Raw genomic sequence first — 24084 nt, 5'->3', positions numbered from 1 at the left:
ACCTCCGAAGTACTCCGAGGCGAGCCGGGATCACAGCTCTTTCAAGTGACCCAGTTCGCTTTCGATGATGCCGAGAAGGTCCTCGGCACTCGCTGATTCGAGCATGTCTGCGACAGCGATTTCACTAGTTCCTGCGCCGCTGCCGCTCACCTTGCCCAGCAGCTGCCGAAGCCGGGTCGCGATGCCGTTCCGAGTGATTTCGTCCATCGTGTCCTCGGAAAGGGCGGCCTCGAACCGGTCGAGGTCCTCCAGCAACGAGGGCTTCGCGACCTCGGTCTCTCCGGGAGCGATCTCCGCGAGGAGATGTTCGGCGAGCACGGTGGGGGTGGGGTAGTCGAAGACGAGGGTGGAGGGCAGCCGCAGCCCGGTGGCGGTGTTGAGCCGGTTGCGCAGTTCGATCGCGGTCAGCGAGTCGAAGCCCAGCTCGCGGAACTCGCGCCGTACCTCCACCGCCGTGGAGTCGGGGTGTCCGAGTACGGCGGCGGCCTGGGCTCGGACCAGGTCGATCAGCATGCGGATCCGCTTGGGGTGGGGCAGGTCGGCGAGTCGCCGGGACAGTGCCGCGCCCGCGCCGTCACCGCCGGTCTCGGAGAGCGCGGCGGCCGTACGGCGGGTACCGCGCACCAGGCCGCGGAACAACGGCGGCACCTGCTCCTGCGGCAGTGTCGGCGGGTTCAGCCGCACCGGGATCACGAGTGGTGAGTCCGACCCGATCGCCGCGTCGAACAGCGCCAGCCCCTGCTCGGTGGTGATCGGCGGCAACCCGGCCGCGGTCATCCGCTGCACGTCGGCCTGCGACATGCCCTCGGTGATCCCGGTCGTCTGCGCCCACAGTCCCCAGGCCAGCGAGAGCCCCGGCGATCCCTGAGCCCGGCGCCGCGCCGTCAACGCGTCCAGCCAGGCGTTCGCCGCCGCGTAGTTACCCTGACCCGCACCGCCCATCAGCCCGGCGAGCGAGGAGAACACCACGAAACCGGCCAGATCCATGCCCTCGGTCAGCTCGTGCAGGTGCCAGGCGGCGTCCACCTTCGGCCGCAGCACCCCGGCCAGCCGCTCCGACGTGAGCGAGGCGATCGTCCCGTCGTCCAGCACACCCGCGGTGTGGATCACCGCCGTCAGCGGATGCTCCTCCGGAACCCCCGCCAGCAGCGCCGCCACCTGATCGCGGTCGGCCACGTCACAGGCGGCCACGGTCACCTGAGCGCCTCGCGCTGCCAGCTCACGCTCCAGGTCCCGCGCGCCGGCCGCCTCCGCGCCTCGGCGGCTGGCCAGCAGCAGGTGCCGTACGTCGTGCTCGGCCACCAGGTGCCGGGCCAGCTCCGCGCCCAGACCACCCGTACCGCCGGTGATCAACACCGTGCCCTGCGCGTCCCAGCGCCGAGGCATGGTGAGCACGATCTTGCCGGTGTGCTTCGCCTGGCTCATGAACCGGAACGCCTCCCGGCCCCGGCGCACATCCCACGCCGTCACCGGCAACGGCCGCAACTCACCCGCCGCGAACAACTCCATCAACTCGGCGAGAATCCGCTCCAGCCGCTCAGAGCCGGCATCCATCACATCGAACCAGTGATACTCCAACCCCGGGAAACTCTCCTGCTCACGAATGTCGAGCTTGCCCATCTCCACGAACCGGCCCCCCGGACGCAGCAGACGCGCCGAGGCGTCGATGAACTCACCCGTCAACGAGTTGAGCACCACATCGACGCCCCGCTCACCACACACCTCCCGGAAACGCTCCTCGAACTCCAGGGTGCGCGACGAGGCGATGTGATCGTCGGGGATGCCCATCGACCGCAGCACGTCCCACTTCGCCGGACTCGCGGTCGCGAAGACCTCCACCCCGAGCCGCTGCGCCAGTTGGATCGCCGCCATGCCCACACCACCGGTGCCCGCGTGCACGAGCAGCCGCTCGCCCGCCCGCAACCGGGCCAGATCCATCAGCCCGTAGTAGGTGGTGAGGAACACCACCGGGATCGTCGCGGCCCCCTCGAAGGAGATCCCATCGGGAATCTTCGCCAAGGTCTTCGCCTCGGCGACGACCAGTGGACCGAAGCCGCCCTCGGTGAGGCCGACCACGCGGTCACCCACGCGCAGGTCCTCGACCCCTGGGCCGACCTCAAGCACCACACCGGCGGCCTCGCCACCCATCAGGCCGACCTTGTCCTGGAACCACCCCAGCGCGTTCAACCCGTCCAGCAGGTCACGGAAGTTCACCCCCGCCGCACGCACCCCCAGCCGAACCTGACCGGCCTCCAACGGCTCGCCCGCCTGCGGGAACGGCAACAACTCCAACGCGTCCAGGCTGCCCTTGGCCCGGCTGCCCAACCGCCACGGCGTACCCGACGGAGGCAACAGACCCGCACCCGAGGTCAGCGACGCCAACCTCGGCACCCGCACCCCACCCTCACGCACCGCCACCTGCGGCTCACCGGAAGCCAGCACCCCGGCCAACGAGGCGAGAGGCACCTCCGTGTCGACGTCGACCAGCACGAACCGGCCCGGGTTCTCCGACTGCGCGGAGCGCACCAACCCCCACACTCCCGCGGCCGCCAGATCGGCGACCGCCTCACCCTCACCCGCGGCCACCGCACCCCGCGTCACCACCACCAACCGCGAGTCGGCGAACCGCTCATCGGCCAGCCACCGTCGCAGCAGATCCAGCACCCCGGCCGTCACCGCGTGCGCCGACTCCACCACGCCGGTGTTCTCGGAGGAGTCAACGGTGAACGTCACCACGTCCGGCACCGGATCCAGCGAAGCGAGGTCTCCGGTCGTCTCGGCCACGCTCACCCCGGTGGCCGATTCCGACGTCTCAGGCAGTGTGCTCCACTCCACCCGGAACAGCCCGTCCCGCTCCACGCCACGACCGCCGTCGACGGCGAGCTGGTCGGACGTGACCGGACGCAGCACCAGCGACCGCGCCGACAGCACCGGTTCCCCGGCGGCGTCCACGGCCGCCAGCGACACGGAATCGTCGCCCGTCCTGGCCAGCCGCACCCGCAGCATCGACGCGCCGGCCGCGCGCAGGCTCACCTCACCCCAGGAGAACGGCATCCGGCCGCCCTTGACCGGCTCCAGCCCGACGAACGGCACCGCGTGCAGCGCCGCGTCCAGCAGCGCCGGATGCATCCCGAACGAACCGGCGTCACCGACCTGCTCAGGCAGCGCGACCTCGGCGAACACCTCTCCGTCCGCGCCGTGCCAGGCGGCGCGGAGATTCCGGAAGACCGGGCCGTACGCGAACCCTCCGGCGGCCAGGTTCTCGTACAACTCGTCCAACTCGACGGCGGTCGCGCCCTGCGGAGGCCACACCCCCGCGTCGAACGGCGCGGCCTCGGAAATCCCGATCGCGAGCGTGCCGGTGGCATGCCGCACCCACGGCACATCGTCGGCCGCCTCGGCCGACCGGGCGTAGACGTTCACGCTCCGGTGGCCCGACTCCTGAACCGCGCCCACCCACACCTGCACCGCGACGGCGTCGCTCTCGCCCAGCACCAGCGGCGCCGTCAGGGTGAGCTCCTCCACCAGGTCACACCCGACCTGGTCACCGGCACGCACCGCCAGCTCCAGGAAACCGGTACCCGGGAAGAGCACCGTTCCGGACACGACGTGATCGGCGAGCCACGGGTGCGATCGCACCGACAACCGCCCGGTCAGCAGCACACCGTCGGAGTCGGCGAGGCCCACGGCGGCGCCCAGCAGCGGGTGCCCGGCCGTCGCCAACCCGGCCGCGGCCACGTTGCCCACGCCGGCCCTCACCCTCCTGGGCCAGAACCGCTGGTGCTGGAAGGCGTACGTCGGCAGGTCGACCCGGCGAGCGCCGGGAAGGACGGCCTTCCAGTCGATCTCCACCCCGTGCACGTGCAGTTCGGCGAGCGCCGTCATGGACGTGACCTGCTCGTCGCGGTCCCTGCGCAGCATCGGCACGAGCACGGCGTCCGACTCGTGCGCCTCCGCGTCGGTGGCGAGGGTGTCGGCGGCCATCGCGGTGAGCACCCCGTCGGGGCCCAGCTCCAGGTAGGCCCGCACGCCCTGGCCGTGCAGGGTGCGCACGCCGTCGGCGAAACGAACCGCGCCGCGGACCTGATCCACCCAGTACTCCGGCGAGCACAACTGCTCGGCCGTGGCCGCCCGCCCGGTCAACGTGGACACGATCGGGATCTCCGGCGCACCGTAGGTCAGCCTCCCGGCCACCGCCCGGAAGTCCTCCAGCATCGGGTCCATCAGCGGCGAGTGGAAGGCGTGCGACACCCGCAGCCGCTTCGTCCGCACTCCCCGCTCCTCCAGGGCGGCGGCCACCTCAAGCACCGCCTCCTCGACCCCGGAGATCACCACCGAGGACGGGCCGTTCACCGCCGCGACCGACACCTCCTTCTCCCGCCCGGCCAGCAACTCGACGACCTGCTCCTCGGCGACCTGGACCGCCACCATCGCCCCACCCTCGGGCAGCGCCTGCATCAACCGCGCCCGCGCCGCCACCAACGCACACGCGTCCTGCAACGACAGCACACCGGCCACATGAGCCGCGGCGATCTCCCCGACCGAGTGCCCGGCCAGCACGTTCGGCCGCACCTCCCACGACTCCACCAGCCGGAACAGCGCCGTCTCCACCGCGAACAGCGCCGGCTGCGCCCACCCGGTCCGATCCAGCGCCTCCGCCGCCGCCGATCCCGGCTCGGCGAACACCACCTCACGCAACGACCCGTCCAGCAGCGGGTCCAGCTCGGCGATCACCGCGTCCAGCGCCTCGGCGAACACCGGGAAACGGTCGTACAGCTCCCTGCCCACCCCGGCCCGCTGGCTGCCCTGACCGGTGAACAACACCGCCAGCTTCAGCTCGCCCGCTGCCACCCCGCGCACCACACCGGCACCCGGCAGGTCCTCGGCAACGGCCCGCAGCCCGGCCAGCGCGTCGGCCCGGTCCCCGGCGACCACCACCGCCCGGTGCTCGAACGCCGACCGCGTCGTGGCCAGTGAGAACGCCACATCGCCGAGGCTCAGATCGGGCTCGCCGTCCACGTACGAGACCATGCGTCCGGCCTGCGCGCGCAACGCCTGATCGGTGCGGGCCGACACCACCCACGGCACCACACCCGCGGCCGGAGCCCCGCCCTCTCCTTCCGGCGCTTCCGGTGCCTCCGGCCCCTGCTCCAGGATCATGTGCGCGTTGGTGCCGCTGATCCCGAACGACGACACCCCCGCCCGCCACGGGCGGTCCGTCCGAGGCCAGGGCGTGGTCTCGGTCAGCAGTTCCACCGCACCCAGAGACCAGTCCACATGCGAGGAGGGCTCGTCCACGTGCAGCGTCCGAGGCAGCACGCCGTGCCGCAGAGCCATCACCATCTTGATCACACCCGCGACACCGGCGGCGGCCTGGGTGTGACCGATGTTCGACTTCACCGACCCCAGCAGCAGCGGCCGATCCTCCGGCCGGTCCTGACCATAGGTGGCCAGCAGCGCCTGCGCCTCGATCGGGTCACCCAGCGTCGTGCCCGTACCGTGCCCTTCGACCGCGTCGACCTCGGCGGGCGACAGCCCGGAGGCGGCGAGCGCCTGGCGGATCACCCGCTGCTGGGAGGGGCCGTTCGGCGCGGTCAGGCCGTTGGAGGCGCCGTCCTGGTTCACCGCCGACCCGCGTACCACCGCGAGCACCTGGTGGCCGTTGCGGCGTGCGTCCGACAGCCGCTCCAGCACGACCATGCCCGCGCCCTCGGCCCAGCTCACCCCGTCGGCCGCGTCCGAATAGGACTTGCAGCGCCCGTCGCCGGCCAGCCCGCCCTGCGCGCTGAAGTCGATGAACGCACCCGGCGACGCCATCACCGTCACACCACCGGCCACCGCGAGCGAGCACTCACCCGAGCGCAGCGCCTGCGTCGCCAGGTGGATCGCCACCAGGGAGGAGGAACAGGCGGTGTCCACGGTCACCGCCGGACCCTCCAGGCCCAGCGTGTACGAGATCCGGCCGGACAGCACGCTTCCCGCGGTGCCGGTGCCCATGAAGCTCATCACGTCCGGGGGGAACTCAAGGCGCCCCGACCGGTAGTCGTGGTACATCATCCCGGCGAACACGCCGGTACGGCTGCCATGCAGCGAGACCGGGTCGATTCCGGCCCGCTCGATCGCCTCCCAGGAGACCTCAAGAAGCTGTCGCTGCTGCGGGTCCATCGCGAGCGCCTCACGCGGCGAGATCCCGAAGAACCCGGGATCGAACTCCCCGGCCTCGTGCAGGAACCCACCCTCACGCACGTAGCTGGTCCCGCGGTTCTCCCGATCCGGGTTGTACAGCCCGTCGAGGTCCCAGTCGCGGGTCGTCGGGAACCCGCTGATCCCGTCCCCGCCCTCGGCCACCAGCCGCCACAGATCCTCGGCGGAGTTCACCCCGCCCGGGAAGCGGCAGGCCATGCTCACGATCACGATCGGGTCGTCGTCCACCGGCGGCAGCACCGGCGGCGCCGTCTCCTGAACCTCCGCCTGCGCGCCCATGAGCTCGTCGAGCAGGTGTCTGGCCAGCACGGTCGGCGTCGGATAGTCGAACACCAGCGTGGCCGACAGGCGCAGACCCGTCGCCGCGTTCAGCCGGTTACGCAGTTCGATCACGGTGAGGCTGTCGAAGCCCAGCTCGCGGAACTCACGCCGCACCTCCACCGTGTCCGGTGTGGTGTGCCCCAACACCAGCGCCACCTCGGTCCGCACCACGTCCAGCAGGACCTCGATGCGTTCCGCGGTCCCCAGCGAGGCCAGCCTCTGCGGCAGTTTGCTCCGCACCTGCGGGGCGGCGGCCGTCGAGCGGCGTGCGGCGGGAAGCAGCCCGCTCAGCATCGGCGGCAGCTCCGTGTGCGCCCGCAGCGCCGGCATGTTCAGGCGGACAGGGGCCACCGCCGGCGCACCGGACCCGATGGCCGCGTCGAACAGCGCCATGCCCTGCGGGGGTGAGATGGGCAGCAGGCCGCTCATGCCCCACCGCTGCACGTCCGCCTGCGACATCCGGCTCGTCATCCCGACGTCCTGCGACCACGGGCCCCAGGCGAGCGACACCGCCGGCAGTCCCGCGGCTCTCCGGTGCTGGACCAGCGCGTCCAGGAACGCGTTGCCCGCCGCGTAGTTGCCCTGCCCCGCCCCGCCGAACGTTCCCGCCACCGACGAGAACACCACGAACTCCACCAGGTCCATGTCGCGGGTGAGTTCATGCAGGTGCCAGGCGGCGTCGACCTTCGGCCGCAGCACCCCGGCCAGCCGCTCCGGCGTCAGCGAGGCGATCGTGCCGTCGTCCAGCACACCCGCGGTGTGGATCACCGCCGTCAGCGGGTGCTCCTCCGGAACCCCGGCCAGCACCTCGGCCACCTGATCCCGGTCGGCCACGTCACACGCCGCGACGGTGACCTCGACCCCGTGCGCGATCAGCTCGGCCTGCAACTCCACCGCGCCCGGAGCCTCCAGACCTCGGCGGCTGGCCAGCAGCAGGTGCCGTACGTCGTGCTCGGCCACCAGGTGCCGGGCCAGCTCCGCGCCCAGACCGCCGGTGCCGCCGGTGATCAACACCGTGCCCTGCGCGTCCCAGCGCCGAGGCATGGTGAGCACGATCTTGCCGGTGTGCTTCGCCTGGCTCATGAACCGGAACGCCTCCCGGCCCCGGCGCACATCCCACGCCGTCACCGGCAACGGCCGCAACTCACCCGCCGCGAACAACTCCATCAACTCGGCGAGAATCCGCTCCAGCCGCTCAGAGCCGGCATCCATCACATCGAACCAGTGATACTCCAACCCCGGGAAACTCTCCTGCTCACGAATGTCGAGCTTGCCCATCTCCACGAACCGGCCACCCGGACGCAGCAGACGCGCCGAGGCGTCGATGAACTCACCCGTCAACGAGTTGAGCACCACATCGACGCCCCGCTCACCACACACCTCCCGGAACCGCTCCTCGAACTCCAGGGTGCGCGACGAGGCGATGTGATCGTCGGAGATGCCCATCGACCGCAGCACGCCCCACTTCGCCGGACTGGCCGTGGCGAACACCTCCACCCCGAGCCGCTGCGCCAGTTGGATCGCCGCCATGCCCACACCACCGGTGCCCGCGTGCACCAGCAGCCGCTCCCCCGCCCGCAACCGGGCCAGATCCATCAGCCCGTAGAAGGCCGTGAGGAACGTCACCGGGATCGTCGCGGCCTGTTCGAAGGAGATCCCGTCGGGGATCTTCGCCCGGACCTGGGTGCTGGTGATCGCCATCGGGCCGAAGCCGCCCTCGACCAGGCCGACCACCCGATCCCCCGGCCGCAGGTCCTCGACGCCGGGACCGACCTCAAGCACCACGCCCGCGGCCTCACCACCCATCAGGCCGACCCTGTCCTGGAACCACCCCAGCGCGTTCAACCCGTCCAGCAGGTCACGGAAGTTCACCCCCGCCGCGTGCACGGCCATCCGAACCCGTCCGGCCTCCAGGGGCTCGGCCGCCTGCGGGAACGGCAACAACTCCAGCGCGTCCAGGCTGCCCTTGGCCCGGCTGCCCAGCCGCCACGCCTTCTCACCGGCCGGAGGCAACAGGCCCGCACCCGAGGTCAGCGACGCCAACCTCGGCACCCGCACCCCACCCTCACGCACCGCCACCTGCTGCTCACCGGAAGCCAGTACGACGGGCAGCGCGGACAGGGCCGTCTCGTACTCCTCCACATCGGCCAGCAGGAAGCGGCCGGGGTTTTCCGCCTCGGCGCTGCGGACCAGTCCCCACACGGTGGCCGCGACCGGGTTCGACACGGTCTCGCTGTCATCGGTCGCGACCGCGCCCCGGGTGACGAACACCAGACGCGAGTCACCGAACCGCTCGTCGGCCAGCCACTGCTGAAGCAGGCCGAGAACCCGTGTGGTCAGCGCGTGCGCCGCCTCCACTACGTCCGTGGAGTCATCGGTGTCGATCTCGACGGTCACCAGGTCGGGCATCCTGCCGAACGGCAGTTCCAGCGAATCGAGGTCGCCGGTGAGCTCGGCCACCTCCAACCCGATCACGGCGTCCACCGGGGAGACCGTCATCGGCACGGTGACCCAGTCCAGCCGGAACAGCGAGTCCCGCTCCACCCCACGGTCGGGGGAGGCCGCGGCGACCTGGTCGGACGAGACCGGCCGCAGCACCAGGGAGCGCGCCGACAGCACCGGTGCGCCGACGGCGTCCACCGCCGTCAGCGACACGGAGTCGGCGCCGGTCACGGCCAGCCGCACGCGCAGCGCCGACGCGCCTTCGGCGCGAAGACTCACCTCGCTCCAGGAGAACGGCAGCCTTCCGCCCTCGGTCGCCTCCAGCCCGGCGAACGGCACCGCGTGCAACGCCGCGTCCAGCAGCGCCGGATGCAACCCGAACGAAGCCGCGTTCGACGTCTCCTGCTCGGGCAGGGCGATCTCGGCGAAAACCTCGCCGTCCTGGCCGCGCCAGGCGGCTTTCAGTCCCTGGAACACCGGCCCGTAGGCGAGTCCGCCCTCGGCGAGCCGGCCGTACAACCCGTCCAGCCCGATCGCGGTCGCCCCCTCGGGGGGCCACACCGTGGCGTCGAACGCGGCAGCCTGGCCGTCGCCCTCGCCCCTGGTCGTCAGCGTGCCGGTGGCGTGCCGGATCCACGGCACGTGATCCTCGGCCTCGGCCGGGCGGGCATAGATGCCGAGCACGCGCCTGCCCGACTCGTCCGGGGCACCCACCGACACCTGCACCGCGACCGCGTCGTCCTCACCCAGCACCAGCGGCGTCGCCAGCGTCAGCTCCTCCACCAGGTCGCAGCCGACCTGGTCACCCGCCCGCACCGCCAGCTCCAGGAAGCCGGTACCGGGGAAGAACACCATCCCGGCCACGACGTGATCGGCCAGCCACGGGTGCGACTGCGACGACAACCGCCCGGTCAGCAGTACGCCATCGGAGTCGGCGAGGCGAACGGCGGCGCCCAGCAGCGGATGCTCGGCCGCGGCCAGACCCAGGCCACGAGCGTCCCCGGCGCGCTTACCGGTCGGCCAGAACTGCTGACGCTGGAAGGCGTAGGTGGGCAGCGCCACCCGGCGCCCGCCCGCGAGCACCGCCTGCCAGTCGAGCGGTACCCCGTGCACGTGCAGCTCGGCCAGCGCCGCCAGGATCGCCGACTGATCATCGCGGTTTCTCCGCAGCACCGATACGAGCAGAGGATTCGCATCCGCGTTCGTGCCCGTGGCGGGGTGGTGGGCGCCTGAGTCCTCTGCCACCTGGGAACGGGCGGCCTCGTCCGAATCGGCGAGCACCCTCAGGGTGTCGTCGGCCATCGCGGTGAGCACCCCGTCGGGGCCCAGCTCCAGGTAGGCGCGCACGCCCTGGTCGTGCAGGGTGCGGACGCCGTCGGAGAAGCGGACCGCGCCCCGGACCTGCTCCACCCAGTAGTCGGGCGAACACAGCTGCTCGTCGGTGGTGGGTTCCCCGGTCAGGGTCGAGACCACCGGGATTCGCGGCGGGTCGTAGGACAGCGTCCGGACCAGGGTGCGGAAGTCCTCCAGCATCGGGTCCATCAGCGGCGAGTGGAACGCGTGCGACACCCGCAACCGCTTCGTCCGCACTCCCCGCTCCTCCAGGGCCGCGGCCACCTCCAGCACCGCCTCCTCCACCCCGGAGACCACCACCGACGCGGGGCCGTTCACCGCCGCGACCGACACCTCCTTCTCCCGCCCGGCCAGCAGCTCGACAACCTGCTCCTCGGCGACCTGGACCGCCACCATCGCCCCACCCTCGGGCAACGCCTGCATCAACCGCGCCCGCGCCGCCACCAACGCACACGCGTCCTGCAGCGACAACACCCCGGCCACATGAGCAGCGGCGATCTCCCCGACCGAGTGCCCGGCCAGCACATCGGGCCGGATCCCCCACGAGGACACCAGCCGGAACAGCGCGGTCTCCACCGCGAACAGCGCGGGCTGCGCCCAGCCGGTCCGATCCAGCGCCTCCGCCTCCGCAGACCCCGGCTCGGCGAACACCACCTCACGCAACGACCCGTCCAGCAGCGGCTCGAACTCGGCGAACACCTCGTCCAAGGCTTCGGCGAACACCGGGAACCGCTCGTACAGCTCCCGGCCCATCCCGGCCCGCTGGCTGCCCTGACCGGTGAACAACACCGCCAGCTTCAGCTCGCCCGCTGCCACCCCGCGCACCACACCCGCACCCGGCAGGTCCCCGGCCAGCGCACCCAACCCGGCGAGAACACTCTCACGGTCGCCGACCACCACCGCCCGATGATCGAACGCCGAGCGCGTCGTCGCCAGCGAGAACGCCACATCGGCCAGACCGAGATCGGTCTCACCTTCCAGGAACGACGCCAACCGCCCGGCCTGCGCCCGCAACGCCCCCGCGGATCTTCCCGACACCAGCACCGGCACCACGTCCGGCTCGACCTCGCCTCGCGGAGCCTCCGGCTCCTCGGCTTCTGACTCGGGGAACTGCTCGATGATCACATGCGCGTTGGTGCCGCTGATCCCGAACGAGGACACCCCTGCCCGCCACGGCCGCTCCACCTGCGGCCACCGCGTCGGCTCGGTCAGCAACCTCACCGCACCGGCCGACCAGTCCACGTGCGAGGACGGCGCGTCCACGTGCAACGTCCGAGGCAGCACCCCGTGCCGCATCGCGAGCACCATCTTCATCACACCCGCCACCCCCGCGGCCGCCTGGGCGTGACCGATGTTCGACTTGATCGAACCCAGCAGCAGCGGCCGATCCTCCGGCCGATCCTGACCGTAGGTCGCGAGCAGCGCCTGCGCCTCGATCGGGTCACCCAGCGTGGTACCGGTGCCGTGACCTTCCACCGCGTCGACCTCGGAGGGTTTCAAACCCGCCCCGGCCAGGGCCTGACGGATCACCCGCTGCTGAGACGGACCGTTCGGCGCGGTCAGGCCGTTGGAGGCGCCGTCCTGGTTCACCGCAGAGCCGCGTACCACCGCGAGCACCTCGTGGCCGTTGCGGCGCGCGTCCGACAGCCGCTCCAGCACGACCATGCCCGCGCCCTCGGCCCAGCTCACCCCGTCGGCCGCGTCAGAGAAAGACTTGCAGCGCCCGTCGCCGGCCAGCCCGCCCTGCGCGCTGAAGTCGATGAACGCACCCGGCGACGCCATCACCGTCACACCACCGGCCAGCGCCAGCGAGCACTCACCGCTGCGCAGCGCCTGCGCCGCCAGGTGAATCGTGACGAGAGACGATGAACACGCCGTGTCCACCGTCATCGCGGGACCTTCCAGGCCCAGCGTGTACGAGATCCGCCCCGACAGCACGCTCCCGGCGTTACCGATGCCGAAGAAGCTCATCGCCTCCGGCGGCAGCTCCACACTGGACGCGTAGTCGTGGTACATGATCCCGGCGAACACGCCGGTACGGCTGCCACGCAGCGAGAGCGGGTCGATCCCGGCCCGCTCGACCGCCTCCCACGACGTCTCCAGCAACAGTCGCTGCTGCGGGTCCATCGCCAGCGCCTCACGCGGCGAGATCCCGAAGAACCCCGGATCGAACTCCCCGGCCTCGTGCAGGAACCCCCCCTCACGCACATAACTGGTCCCCCGGCTCTCCCGATCGGGGCTGTAGAAAGCGGCCAGATCCCAGCCGCGCGTTGTCGGGAACGACGAGATCCCGTCCCCGCCTTCGTCGACCAGCCGCCACAGGTCCTCCGGAGACGTGATTCCGCCCGGATAGCGGCATGCCATCGACACGATGACGATGGGGTCGTCCGAGACCGATGCGAGCGTGGTCGGAATGATCACGTCGGCTCGTTCGCCGAGCAGCTCACCCAGCAGGAACTCCGCCAACACCACCGGAGTCGGATAATCGAACACCAACGTCGCCGGCAGCCTCAGCCCGGTCGCCGCATTCAACCGATTACGCAACTCCACCGAGGTCAACGAGTCGAAACCCAACTCCCGAAACTCCCGGCGCACCTCCACCGACTCCGGCGAAGCATGCCCCAACACCATCGCCACCTGCGCCCGCACCACCTCCACCACCAACCGCACCCGATCAGCCTCACCCAACCCCACCAACCGACCCACCAACACACCATCACCCACACCCACACCCGACACCGCCGACCGGCGAACCCCCCGCACCAACCCCCGCAACAAATGCGGCACCTCACCACCGGCCCGCACCGCCCCCACATCGAACCGCGCCGCCACCACCACCGACCCACCCGAACCCACCGCCGCCTCGAACAACCCCAACCCCTGCTCAGCCGACAACGCCACCATCCCCGAACGCGCCAACCGCCGCAGATCCACCTCACCCAACCCACCCGTCATGCCGGCCTCACGACCCCACGCCCCCCACGCCAGCGAACGCCCGGTCAGCCCCAGCCCGCGCCGATACTCCGCCAGCGCGTCCAGGAACGCGTTCGCCGCCGCGTAGTTACCCTGCCCCGCCCCACCGAACGTCCCCGCCACCGACGAGAACACCACGAACTCCGCCAGATCCTCGTCTTGGGTCAGCTCGTGCAGATGCCAGGCGGCATCCACCTTCGGCCGCAACACCACATCCAGGTCCTCGGCCGACAACGACGGGATCGTCCCATCGGCCAGCACACCCGCCGTGTGGATCACCGCCGTCAACGGATGAGCGGCATCGATCCCCGCCAGCAGCGCGGCCACCTGATCGCGATCGGCCACATCACACGCGACGACCTCGGCCTCGACCCCGTGCGCGATCAACTCCGCCTGCAACTCCACCGCACCGGGAGCGTCCAACCCCCGGCGACTGGTCAGCAGCAGACGCCGCACCCCACGCTCGGCCACCACATGCCGCGCGAACAAACCCCCCAGACCACCGGTACCACCAGTGATCAACACCGTCCCCTCGGGGTTCCAGACTCCGCTCGCCTCCCCCTCAGAGGGAGAGCCGGGCACCAGCCGCGACAGCCGCGCCACCCGCACCTCACCATCGCGCACCGCCACCTGCGGCTCGCCTGAGGCCAACACCCCGGCGAGCACACCGGGCAGTGCCGACAGCGAAGACTCCCGTCCGTCCACGTCCACCAGTACGAACCGGTCAGGATTCTCCAGCCGCGCGGAGCGCACCAAACCCCACACCGCCGCGGCCGCCAGGTCGGCCACCACCTCGCCGTCCCCTGCCGTCACCGCTTCCCTGGTCACCACCACCAGGCGCGAATCGGCGAACCGGTCATCGGCCAGCCACCCCTGCGCCACGTCCAGAACGCGAGCGGTCAGCGCATGCGCCGACTCCACCACTTCGCCCGCCGGATCCGAGACCGCCTCCATCAGCACCACACCCGGCACCGGCCCCGCCTCAACCAGCGACGCCAGATCCGCATGCGTGGAGGCCGCTCGTCCGGTCGCCTGCCAAGCGCGGGTGATGTCCAGAACGTCCTGGCCGAGTATCGCCGTCGGGAGCGCGTCAGCCGCCGGGAGATCCACCGACGACGTCCACTCCACCTGGAACAAAGCATCCCTACCCGCACCCCCACCAGAGGTGGCCAACACCTCCGACGCCACCGGCCGCAACACCAACGACCGCGCCGACACCACCAAACCCCCACCCCCATCCACCGCCACCACAGAAACCGCATCACCCCGAGTCCTCACCAACCGCACCCGCAACACCGACGCCCCACCCGCATGCAAACACACCCCACCCCACGAGAACGGCAACCGCCCACCCTCAGCCTCGTCCAACCCCACGAACGGCACCGCATGCAAAACCGCATCCAACAACGCCGGATGCACCCCGAACGACCCCGCACCCGACACCACCTGCTCAGGCAGCACAACCTCCGCGAACACCTCACCCTCAGAACCCCGCCACGCCCTCCTCAACCCCCGAAACACCGGGCCGTACTCCAACCCACCCTCAGCCAACCCCTCATACACCCCGTCCAACTCGATCACCGACGCACCCCGCGGCGGCCAAACCTCCGTCTCGAAACGCGTGACGACCTCACCACCGGCCCCCGTGACCTGCCCTCGGTCTTCCCCGACGTGGCCACCGCTCGCCAGCACACCCGAGGCATGCCGCACCCAGCCATCGTGATCACCGGCATCGGCCGGCCGGGCATGGACGCTCACCTCACGCCGCCCGGACTCGTCGGCCGGCCCCACCCGCACCTGCACCGCGACCGCGTCGTCCTCACCCAGTACCAGCGGCGTGGTCAGGGTCAGCTCCTCGACCAGGTCGCAGCCGACCTGGTCACCCGCGCGGATCGCCAGCTCCAGGAAGCCGGTACCCGGGAAGATCACCATCCCGCCCACCGCGTGATCCGCCAGCCACGGATGCGACCGCAGCGACAACCGTCCCGTCAGCAGCGCGTCACCGGAATCGGCCAGGCCCACGGCCGCGCTCAGCAGCGGATGGCCCGCCGCCTCCTGTCCCAGACCGCGAGCATCCGCGATTCGCCCGACACTCGGCCAGAACCACTGGTGCTGGAAGGCATAGGTCGGCAACTCCACCCGGCGCCCGCCCGCGAGCACCGCTTCCCAACCGATCGCCACGCCACGCACGTGCAGCTCGGCGAGAGCCGTCATGATCGCCGACTGCTCGTCCCTGTCCCCGCGCAGCACCGGCACCGCCACCGCGCCCGTTTCACCCGCGAACGCGACAGAAGAGCCCTCGGCCCTCGGATCGGAACCGGCAAACTCGGCGAGGGTGTCGGACGCCATCGCGGCGAGCACACCGTCGGGGCCCAGCTCCAGATACGCCTGAACCCCCTGAGCGTGCAGCGTACGGACACCGTCGGCGAAGCGAACCGCAGCGCGCACCTGCTCCACCCAGTACTCCGGCGAACACAACCACTCCGCACCGGCCACCTGCCCGGTCAACGTCGACACGACCGGAATCCTCGGCGCACCGTAGGTCAGCGACCCCGCCACCGCCCGGAACTCCTCCAGCATCGGATCCATCAACGGCGAATGGAACGCGTGCGACACCCGCAACCGCCTCGTCCGCACCCCCCGCTCCTCCAGAGCGGCGGCCACCTCCAGCACCGCCTCCTCAACCCCGGAGACCACCACCGAGGACGGACCGTTCACCGCCGCGACCGACACCTCCTTCTCCCGCCCCACCAGCAGCTCGGCGACCTGCTCCTCGGAAGCCGCCACCGCCACCATCGCCCCACCGGCAGGCAGCGCCTGCATCAACCGCGCCCGACCCGCCACCAACGCGCACGCGTCCTTCAGCGACAACACCCCCGCCACATGAGCGGCGGTGATCTCTCCGATCGAGTGACCGGTCAGCACATCGGGCCGGATCCCCCAGGACTCCACCAGCCGGAACAGCGCGGTCTCCACCGCGAACAACGCCGGCTGCGCCCACCCCGTCCGATCCAGCAACCCCGCCTCAACCGACCCCGGCTCGGCGAACACCACCTCACGCAACGAGCGACTCCGGTAATGCTCGGCCGCCTCGCTGTCCGGCTCCCCCTCGAACTTCTCCAGCAGCGGATCCAGCTTCGCGATCACCTCGTCCAGCGCCTGCGCGAACACCGGGAAACGGTCGTACAGTTCCCGGCCCATCCCGGCCCGCTGCGACCCCTGACCGGTGAACAGGAACGCCAGCTTCGGTTCGCCCGCTGCCAGCCCGCGCACCACACCCGCGCCCGGCAGACCCTCGGCCAGCGCACCCAGCCCGGCCGGCACACTCTCACGGTCGCCGACCAGCACCGCCCGATGCTCGAACGCCGACCGCGTCGTCGCCAGCGAGAACGCCACATCGGCCAGCCCCAGACCGGGCTCACCCTCCAGGAACGACGCCAACCGCCCGGCCTGCGCCCGCAACGCCTCCGCCGTACGACCCGACACCACCACCGGCAGCACGCCCGCAGGTGCCTCGCTCCGCGAAACCTCTTCGGGTTCCGGCGCCTCCGGCCCCTGTTCGATGATCACGTGCGCGTTGGTGCCGCTGATCCCGAACGAGGACACACCCGCCCGCCACGGCCGCTCCACCTGCGGCCACCGCGTCGGCTCGGTCAGCAACCTCACCGCACCGGCCGACCAGTCCACGTGCGAGGACGGCGCGTCCACGTGCAACGTCCGAGGCAGCACACCATGCCGCATCGCGAGCACCATCTTCATCACACCCGCCACACCCGCAGCCGCCTGCGTGTGACCGATGTTCGACTTGATCGAACCCAGCAGCAGCGGCCGATCCTCCGGCCGATCCTGACCGTAGGTCGCCAGCAGCGCCTGCGCCTCGATCGGGTCACCCAGCGTGGTGCCGGTCCCGTGCGCCTCCACCACGTCCACGTCGGCCGACGACAGTCCGGCGCCGGCGAGCGCCTGGCGGATCACCCGCTGCTGAGAGGGACCGTTCGGCGCGGTCAGGCCGTTCGACGCGCCGTCCTGGTTCACCGCAGAGCCGCGCATCACCGCGAGTACTTCGTGGCCGTTGCGGCGCGCGTCCGACAGCCGCTCCAGCACCAGCACCCCGATGCCTTCGGACCAGCTCGTGCCGTCCGCCGCGTCGGCGAACGCCTTGCACCGCGCGTCGCCGGCCAGTCCGCCCTGCGCGCTGAAGTCGATGAACGCACCCGGCGACGCCATCACCGTCACACCACCGGCCACCGCGAGCGAGCACTCACCCGAACGCAGCGCCTGCGCCGCCAGATGCATCGCCACCAGCGAGGACGAGCAGGCGGTGTCCACCGTCATCGCGGGACCCTCCAGGCCCAGCGTGTACGAGATCCGCCCCGACAGCACACTCCCGGCGTTGCCGGTACCGAAGAAGCTCATCACATCCGGCGGGAACTCCACGCTGGACGCGTAGTCGTGATACGACACTCCGGCGAACACGCCGGTGCGGCTGCCCTTCAGCGAGATCGGGTCCATGCCCGCCCGCTCGATCGCCTCCCAGGTGGTCTCCAGCAGCAGGCGCTGCTGCGGGTCCATCGCGAGCGCCTCACGCGGCGAGATCCCGAAGAACCCGGGATCGAACTCCCCGGCCTCGTGCAGGAACCCACCCTCACGTACGTAACTGGTGCCGGGCCTCTCGCGGTCCGGGCTGTAGAAAGCGGCCAGATCCCAGCCGCGCGTCGTCGGGAAAGACGAGATCCCGTCCCCGCCCTCGGCCACCAACCGCCACAGATCCTCCGGCGAGGACACCCCGCCCGGATAACGGCATGCCATGCCCACGATCACGATCGGGTCGTCGGCCACCGGCATCACGGACGCGGGGATGATCACGCCGGCTCGTTCGCCGAGCAGCTCACCCAGCAGGAACTCCGCCAACACCACCGGAGTCGGATAATCGAACACCAACGTCGCCGGCAGCCTCAGCCCGGTCGCCGCGTTCAACCGATTACGCAACTCCACCGAGGTCAACGAGTCGAAACCCAACTCCCGAAACTCCCGGCGCACCTCCACCGACTCCGGCGAAGCATGCCCCAACACCATCGCCACCTGCGCCCGCACCACCTCCACCACCAACCGCACCCGATCAGCCTCACCCAACCCCACCAACCGACCCACCAACACACCATCACCGACACCCACACCCGACACCGCCGACCGGCGAACCCCCCGCACCAACCCCCGCAACAAATGCGGCACCTCACCACCGGCCCGCACCGCCCCCACATCGAACCGCGCCGCCACCACCACCGAACCACCCGAACCCACCGCCGCCTCGAACAACCCCAACCCCTGCTCAGCCGACAACGCCACCATCCCCGAACGCGCCAACCGCCGCAGATCCACCTCACCCAACCCACCCGTCATGCCGGCCTCACGACCCCACGCCCCCCACACCAACGACAACCCCGCCAACCCCTCAGCCCGACGCACCCCCACCAACGCGTCCAAGAACGCGTTCGCCGCCGCGTAGTTGCCCTGCCCCGCCCCACCGAACGTCCCCGCCACCGACGAGAACACCACGAACTCCGCCAGATCCTGACCTTGGGTCAGCTCGTGCAGATGCCACGCCGCATCCACCTTCGGCCGCAACACCACATCCAGATCCTCGGCCGACAACGACGGGATCGTCCCATCGGCCAGCACACCCGCCGTGTGGATCACCGCCGTCAACGGGTGTTCCTCCGGCACCTCGGCCAGCAGCGCCGCCACCTGATCGCGATCGGCCACATCGCACGCCGCGACCGTGACCTCGACCCCGTGCGCGATCAACTCCGCCCGCAACTCCACCGCACCCGGAGCGTCCAACCCCCGCCGACTCACCAGCAGCAGGTGCCGTATCCCACGCTCGGCCACCACATGCCGCGCGAACAACGCCCCCAGACCACCGGTACCACCAGTGATCAACACCGTCCCCTCGGGATCCCACGAGCGGACGTCGCCACCGGCGTTCGAATCCGGCGTCACCCGCGCCAGCCTCGGCACCCACACCTCACCCCCGCGCACCGCCACCTGCGGCTCACCGGAGGCCAGCACTCCGGCCAGTACGGACGAGGACAGTTCGTCGTCGATGTCGACCAGGACGAACCGGCCAGGATTCTCCGACTGGGCACTGCGGACGAGCCCTCGCGCCGCCGCCACGACCGGGTCCGGCGCCTTTTCGCCGTCCTCACCGGCCACGACCCCACCCCGGGTGACGAACACCAGGCGCGAATCGGCGCACCGGTCATCGGCCAGCCACCCCTGCAGCACGTCCAGAACATGCGAGGTCAGCTCGTGCACCGACTCCGCGACCCCGCCGACCCGGCCGGAGACCGCTTCCGCCAGCACCACACCCGGCACCGGCCCCGCCTCAACCAGCGACAGCAGATCCACGTGAACCGGCACCGGATCCCCACCCGAATCCCCGCCCGCCCGCAGCGTGGCGGCGACACCCAACGTGTCCTGGCCGAGTACCGCCGTCGGGAGCGCGTCAGCCGCCGGGAGACCCACCAGCGGCGTCCACTCCACCTGGAACAAAGCATCCCTACCCGCACCCCCAACAGAAGCGGCCACCACCTCAGAGCCGACCGGCCGCAACACCAACGACCGCGCCGACACCACCGGCGCACCCGTCACATCCGCCGCCAGCAGCGACACCGAATCCGCGCCCGTCCTGGCCAGCCGCACCCGCAGCACCGACGCCCCGCCCGCGTGCAGACACACCTGCTCCCAGGAGAACGGCAACCGCCCACCCTCGGCATCGTCCAACCCCACGAACGGCACCGCATGCAACACCGCATCCAACAACGCCGGATGCACCCCGAACGACCCCGCACCCGACACCACCTGCTCAGGCAGCACAACCTCCGCGAACACCTCACCGTCGGCGCCGCGCCAGGCCGCCCGCAGCCCCTGGAACACCGGGCCGTACTCCAACCCGCTCGCGGCGAGCCCTTCGTACACCCCGTCCAACTCGATCACCGACGCACCCCGCGGCGGCCAAACCTCCGTCTCGAACGACACAGCGGCGCGGTCTCCGGCCGTCAGCACACCGGTCGCGTGCTCGACCCACGGCTCCTCATCGGCCGCCTCGGCCGACCGGGCGTGAACGCTCACCTCACGCCGACCCGACTCGTCGGCCGACCCCACCCACACCTGCACCGCGACCGCGTCCCGCTCACCCAGCACCAGCGGCGTGGTCAGGGTCAGCTCCTCGATCACATCGCAGCCGGCCTGGTCCCCCGCCCGCACGACCAGTTCCACGAACACGCTGCCCGGCACCATCACCGAACCCATCACCACGTAGTCGGCCAGCCACGGATGCGACCCCAGCGACAGACGACCGGTCAGCAGCACCCCGTCGGAGCCGGCCAGCCCGACCGCCGCACCCAGCAGCGGATGGCCGGTGGCCGCCAACCCGGCGGCCGCCAGGTTCCCCACCCGCGCACCCGCGCCGTCGGGCCAGAAACGCCGGCGCTGGAACGCGTACGTCGGCAGCGCCACCCGGCGCCCGCCCGCGAGCACCGCCTCCCAGTCCACCGTCACGCCACGCACGTGCAGTTCGGCGAGAGCCGTCATGATCGCCGACTGCTCGTCCCGGTCCCCGCGCAGCACCGGCACCGCCACCGCGTCCGCCCCGGCCACCACGTCCGCGACGGGCCGATCCTCGGCGGCGAGGGTGTCGGACGCCATCGCGGCGAGCACCCCATCGGGGCCGAGCTCCAGGTAGGCGCGCACGCCCTGGCCGTGCAGGGTACGGATGCCGTCGGCGAAGCGAACCGCGCCCCGGACCTGCTCCACCCAGTAATCCGGCGAGCACAACTGCTCTGCCGTGGCGGGTTCCCCGGTCAGGGTCGAGACCATCGGGATTCGCGGCGGGTCGTAGGTCAGTGTCCGGGCCAGGGTGCGGAAGTCCTCCAGCATCGGGTCCATCAGCGGCGAGTGGAACGCGTGCGACACCCGCAACCGCTTCGTCCGAACTCCCCGAGCATCCAACTCGGCCGCGACGGCCAGCACCGCCTCCTCAACGCCGGAGATCACCACCGACGCGGGGCCGTTCACCGCCGCGACCGACACCTCACCCTCACGCCCGGCCAGCAGCTCGACAACCTGCTCCTCGGCGACCTGGACCGCCACCATCGCCCCACCCTCGGGCAACGCCTGCATCAACCGCGCCCGACCCGCCACCAGCGCGCACGCGTCCTTCAGCGACAACACCCCCGCCACATGCGCCGCCGTGATCTCCCCGACCGAGTGACCGGCCAGCACATCCGGCCGCACCCCCCACGAGGACACCAACCGGAACAACGCCGTCTCCACCGCGAACAACGCCGGCTGCGCCCAGCCGGTCCGATCCAGCGCCTCCGCCTCCGCAGACCCCGGCTCGGCGAACACCACCTCACGCAACGACCCGTCCAGCAGCGGCTCGAACTCGGCGAACACCTCGTCCAACGCCTCGGCGAACACCGGGAACCGGTCATACAACTCCCGACCCATCCCGGCCCGCTGACTGCCCTGACCGGTGAACAGGAACGCGACCTTGCCCTGCCGTCCGCTCTGTCCCAGCAGGACGCCCGCGCCCGGTCGGCCCTCGGCCGCGGCTCGTAGCCCGGCCACGACATCCTCGCGCGCACCGGCCAGTACGGCGGCCCGGTGCTCGAAGACCGATCGCGTCGAGACGAGGGAGAAGGCGATGTCGGTCAGATCAAAATCAGGTTCGGCGTCCAGGTGTGACACCAGCCGTTCGGCCTGTGCCCGCAGCGCCTCCGCCGTACGACCGGAGATCAGCACCGGGGGCACATCCGGGGTCACCGCCGGATACCAGTCCTCCGTGTTCACCTCGATTCGCTTGTCGTGCGGCGCCTGCTCGATGATCACGTGCGCGTTGGTGCCGGTGAGACCGAACGAGGACACTCCCGCCCGCCACGGCCGCTCCACCTGCGGCCACCGCGTCGGCTCGGTCAGCAACCTCACCGCACCGGCCGACCAGTCCACGTGCGAGGACGGCGCGTCCACGTGCAACGTCCGAGGCAGCACCCCGTGCCGCATCGCGAGCACCATCTTCATCACACCCGCCACACCGGCCGCCGCCTGCGTGTGACCCAGGTTCGACTTCACCGAACCCAACAGCAGCGGCCGATCCTCCGACCGATCCTGACCATAGGTCGCGAGCAGCGCCTGCGCCTCGATCGGGTCACCCAGCGTCGTACCCGTGCCGTGCGCCTCCACCACGTCCACGTCGGCGGGGTTCAGCCCGGCGCTGCCCAGCGCCTGGCGGATCACCCGCTGCTGCGAAGGACCGTTCGGCGCGGTGAAGCCGTTGGAGGCGCCGTCCTGGTTCACCGCCGACCCGCGCAGGACCGCGAGGACCTGATGGCCGTTGCGCTGGGCGTCCGACAGCCGCTCCAGGACCAGCACGCCCACGCCCTCGGCCCAACCCGTGCCGTCCGCCGCGTCGGCGAACGCCTTGCACCGGCCGTCGGGCGCCAGCCCGCCCTGCCGGGTGAACTCCACGAACGCACCTGGGGTGGCCATCACGGTCACCCCGCCCGCCAGCGCCAGCGAGCACTCACCGCTGCGCAGCGCCTGCGTCGCCAGGTGCACCGCCACCAGCGACGACGAGCAGGCCGTGTCCACCGTCACCGCCGGCCCCTCCAGGCCAAGCGTGTACGAGAGCCGGCCGGAGGCCGCGGCCGCGCCCATGCCGGTCCCGATGTTGCCCTCGAGGTCGGCCAGTGAGCCGACCATCAGATAGGAGTAGTCCTGGCCGCTCATGCCGACGAAGACCCCGGTACGGCTACCGCGCAGCTTGGCCGCGTTGATCCCGGCCCGCTCGACGGCCTCCCACGACACCTCAAGAAGGAGTCGCTGCTGCGGATCCATCGCGAGCGCCTCGCGCGGCGAGATCCCGAAGAAACCGGGGTCGAAGTCCGCGACGTCGCTGATGAAGGCGCCCTTGTCGGTGTCACTCCGAGGCCGGCCGTCCGAATCGCGGGCCGCCAGCAGGTCGAGATCCCAGTCGCGGTCGGACGGGAAGCCCGAGGTGGCGTCACCACCTTCGGCGATCAGCCGCCACAGATCCTCGGGCGAGGACACCCCGCCGGGGAACCGGCAGCTCATCGCCACGATGGCGATCGGTTCCGTGGTGACCGCGACCAGCTTCTGGTACTGACGCCTTAGCCGTTCGGCCTCCTTCATGGAGGTCCGGAGCGCCTGTACGACCTGCTCACTGGGCGTATCCATCACAGCCTCCGTACGTCGGGCGGGGTCGGGAAACCTGCGTCCGGCGTCGCCGGTACCAGGACACCCACCACCGCCGCGTCGATCGCGTCAGTCACCACGGCCCTCTCCGCACGCACCGGCACGCGGTGTCCTCACCCGGCGAGGCGTCCCCACCGGAGAGGGGAGGCGGTAGCACGGGTCTCCACATGGTCGAAGAGGAGGACCGGCGGTATGCACGACGGGACTCCCGCTGAGAGAGAGGTCGTCGAGCATGCCATCCATTCGGCGAAGTTAGGCCGATGGCGACTCGGCAAACGCCTAGTCTTTGGGAAGCCCGGCGCGCCGGCCGCGCCCACGGCACCGCCTCCGGGCGCCCTCGACCGCGCGGACCACCTCCGGGAGAGACCGGTCGAGCCCACGATCCCGCGCCCCGGGAAAACTAGTGATCCCCCTAATGTCGCCGCGATACCGTGCGGGCACGCCGGCGTCGGAGCAGGGAAGACGCGCACGGCGAGGACGGATCCGCACCGGAGCAGGCGCCCGCGCGTCACTGGC

General features: G+C 71.1%; 1 protein-coding gene. It reads right to left on the bottom strand.

Annotated elements, in window-relative coordinates; genetic code table 11:
• Window positions 1–30: 30 nt before the first annotated feature.
• Entirely contained in the window at window positions 31–23550 is a 23520-nt protein-coding gene (locus AB0B90_RS29975; RefSeq protein ID WP_362925885.1) for an SDR family NAD(P)-dependent oxidoreductase, read from the bottom strand.
• Window positions 23551–24084 lie beyond the last annotated feature (534 nt).

The sequence above is a fragment of the Streptosporangium sp. NPDC049078 genome (assembly GCF_040648855.1).
In the GTDB taxonomy this organism is placed as follows: Bacteria; Actinomycetota; Actinomycetes; order Streptosporangiales; family Streptosporangiaceae; genus Streptosporangium.
The sequence above is the reverse complement of the archived record's forward strand: the minus strand, read 5'-3'. Positions and strand labels throughout refer to the sequence as shown.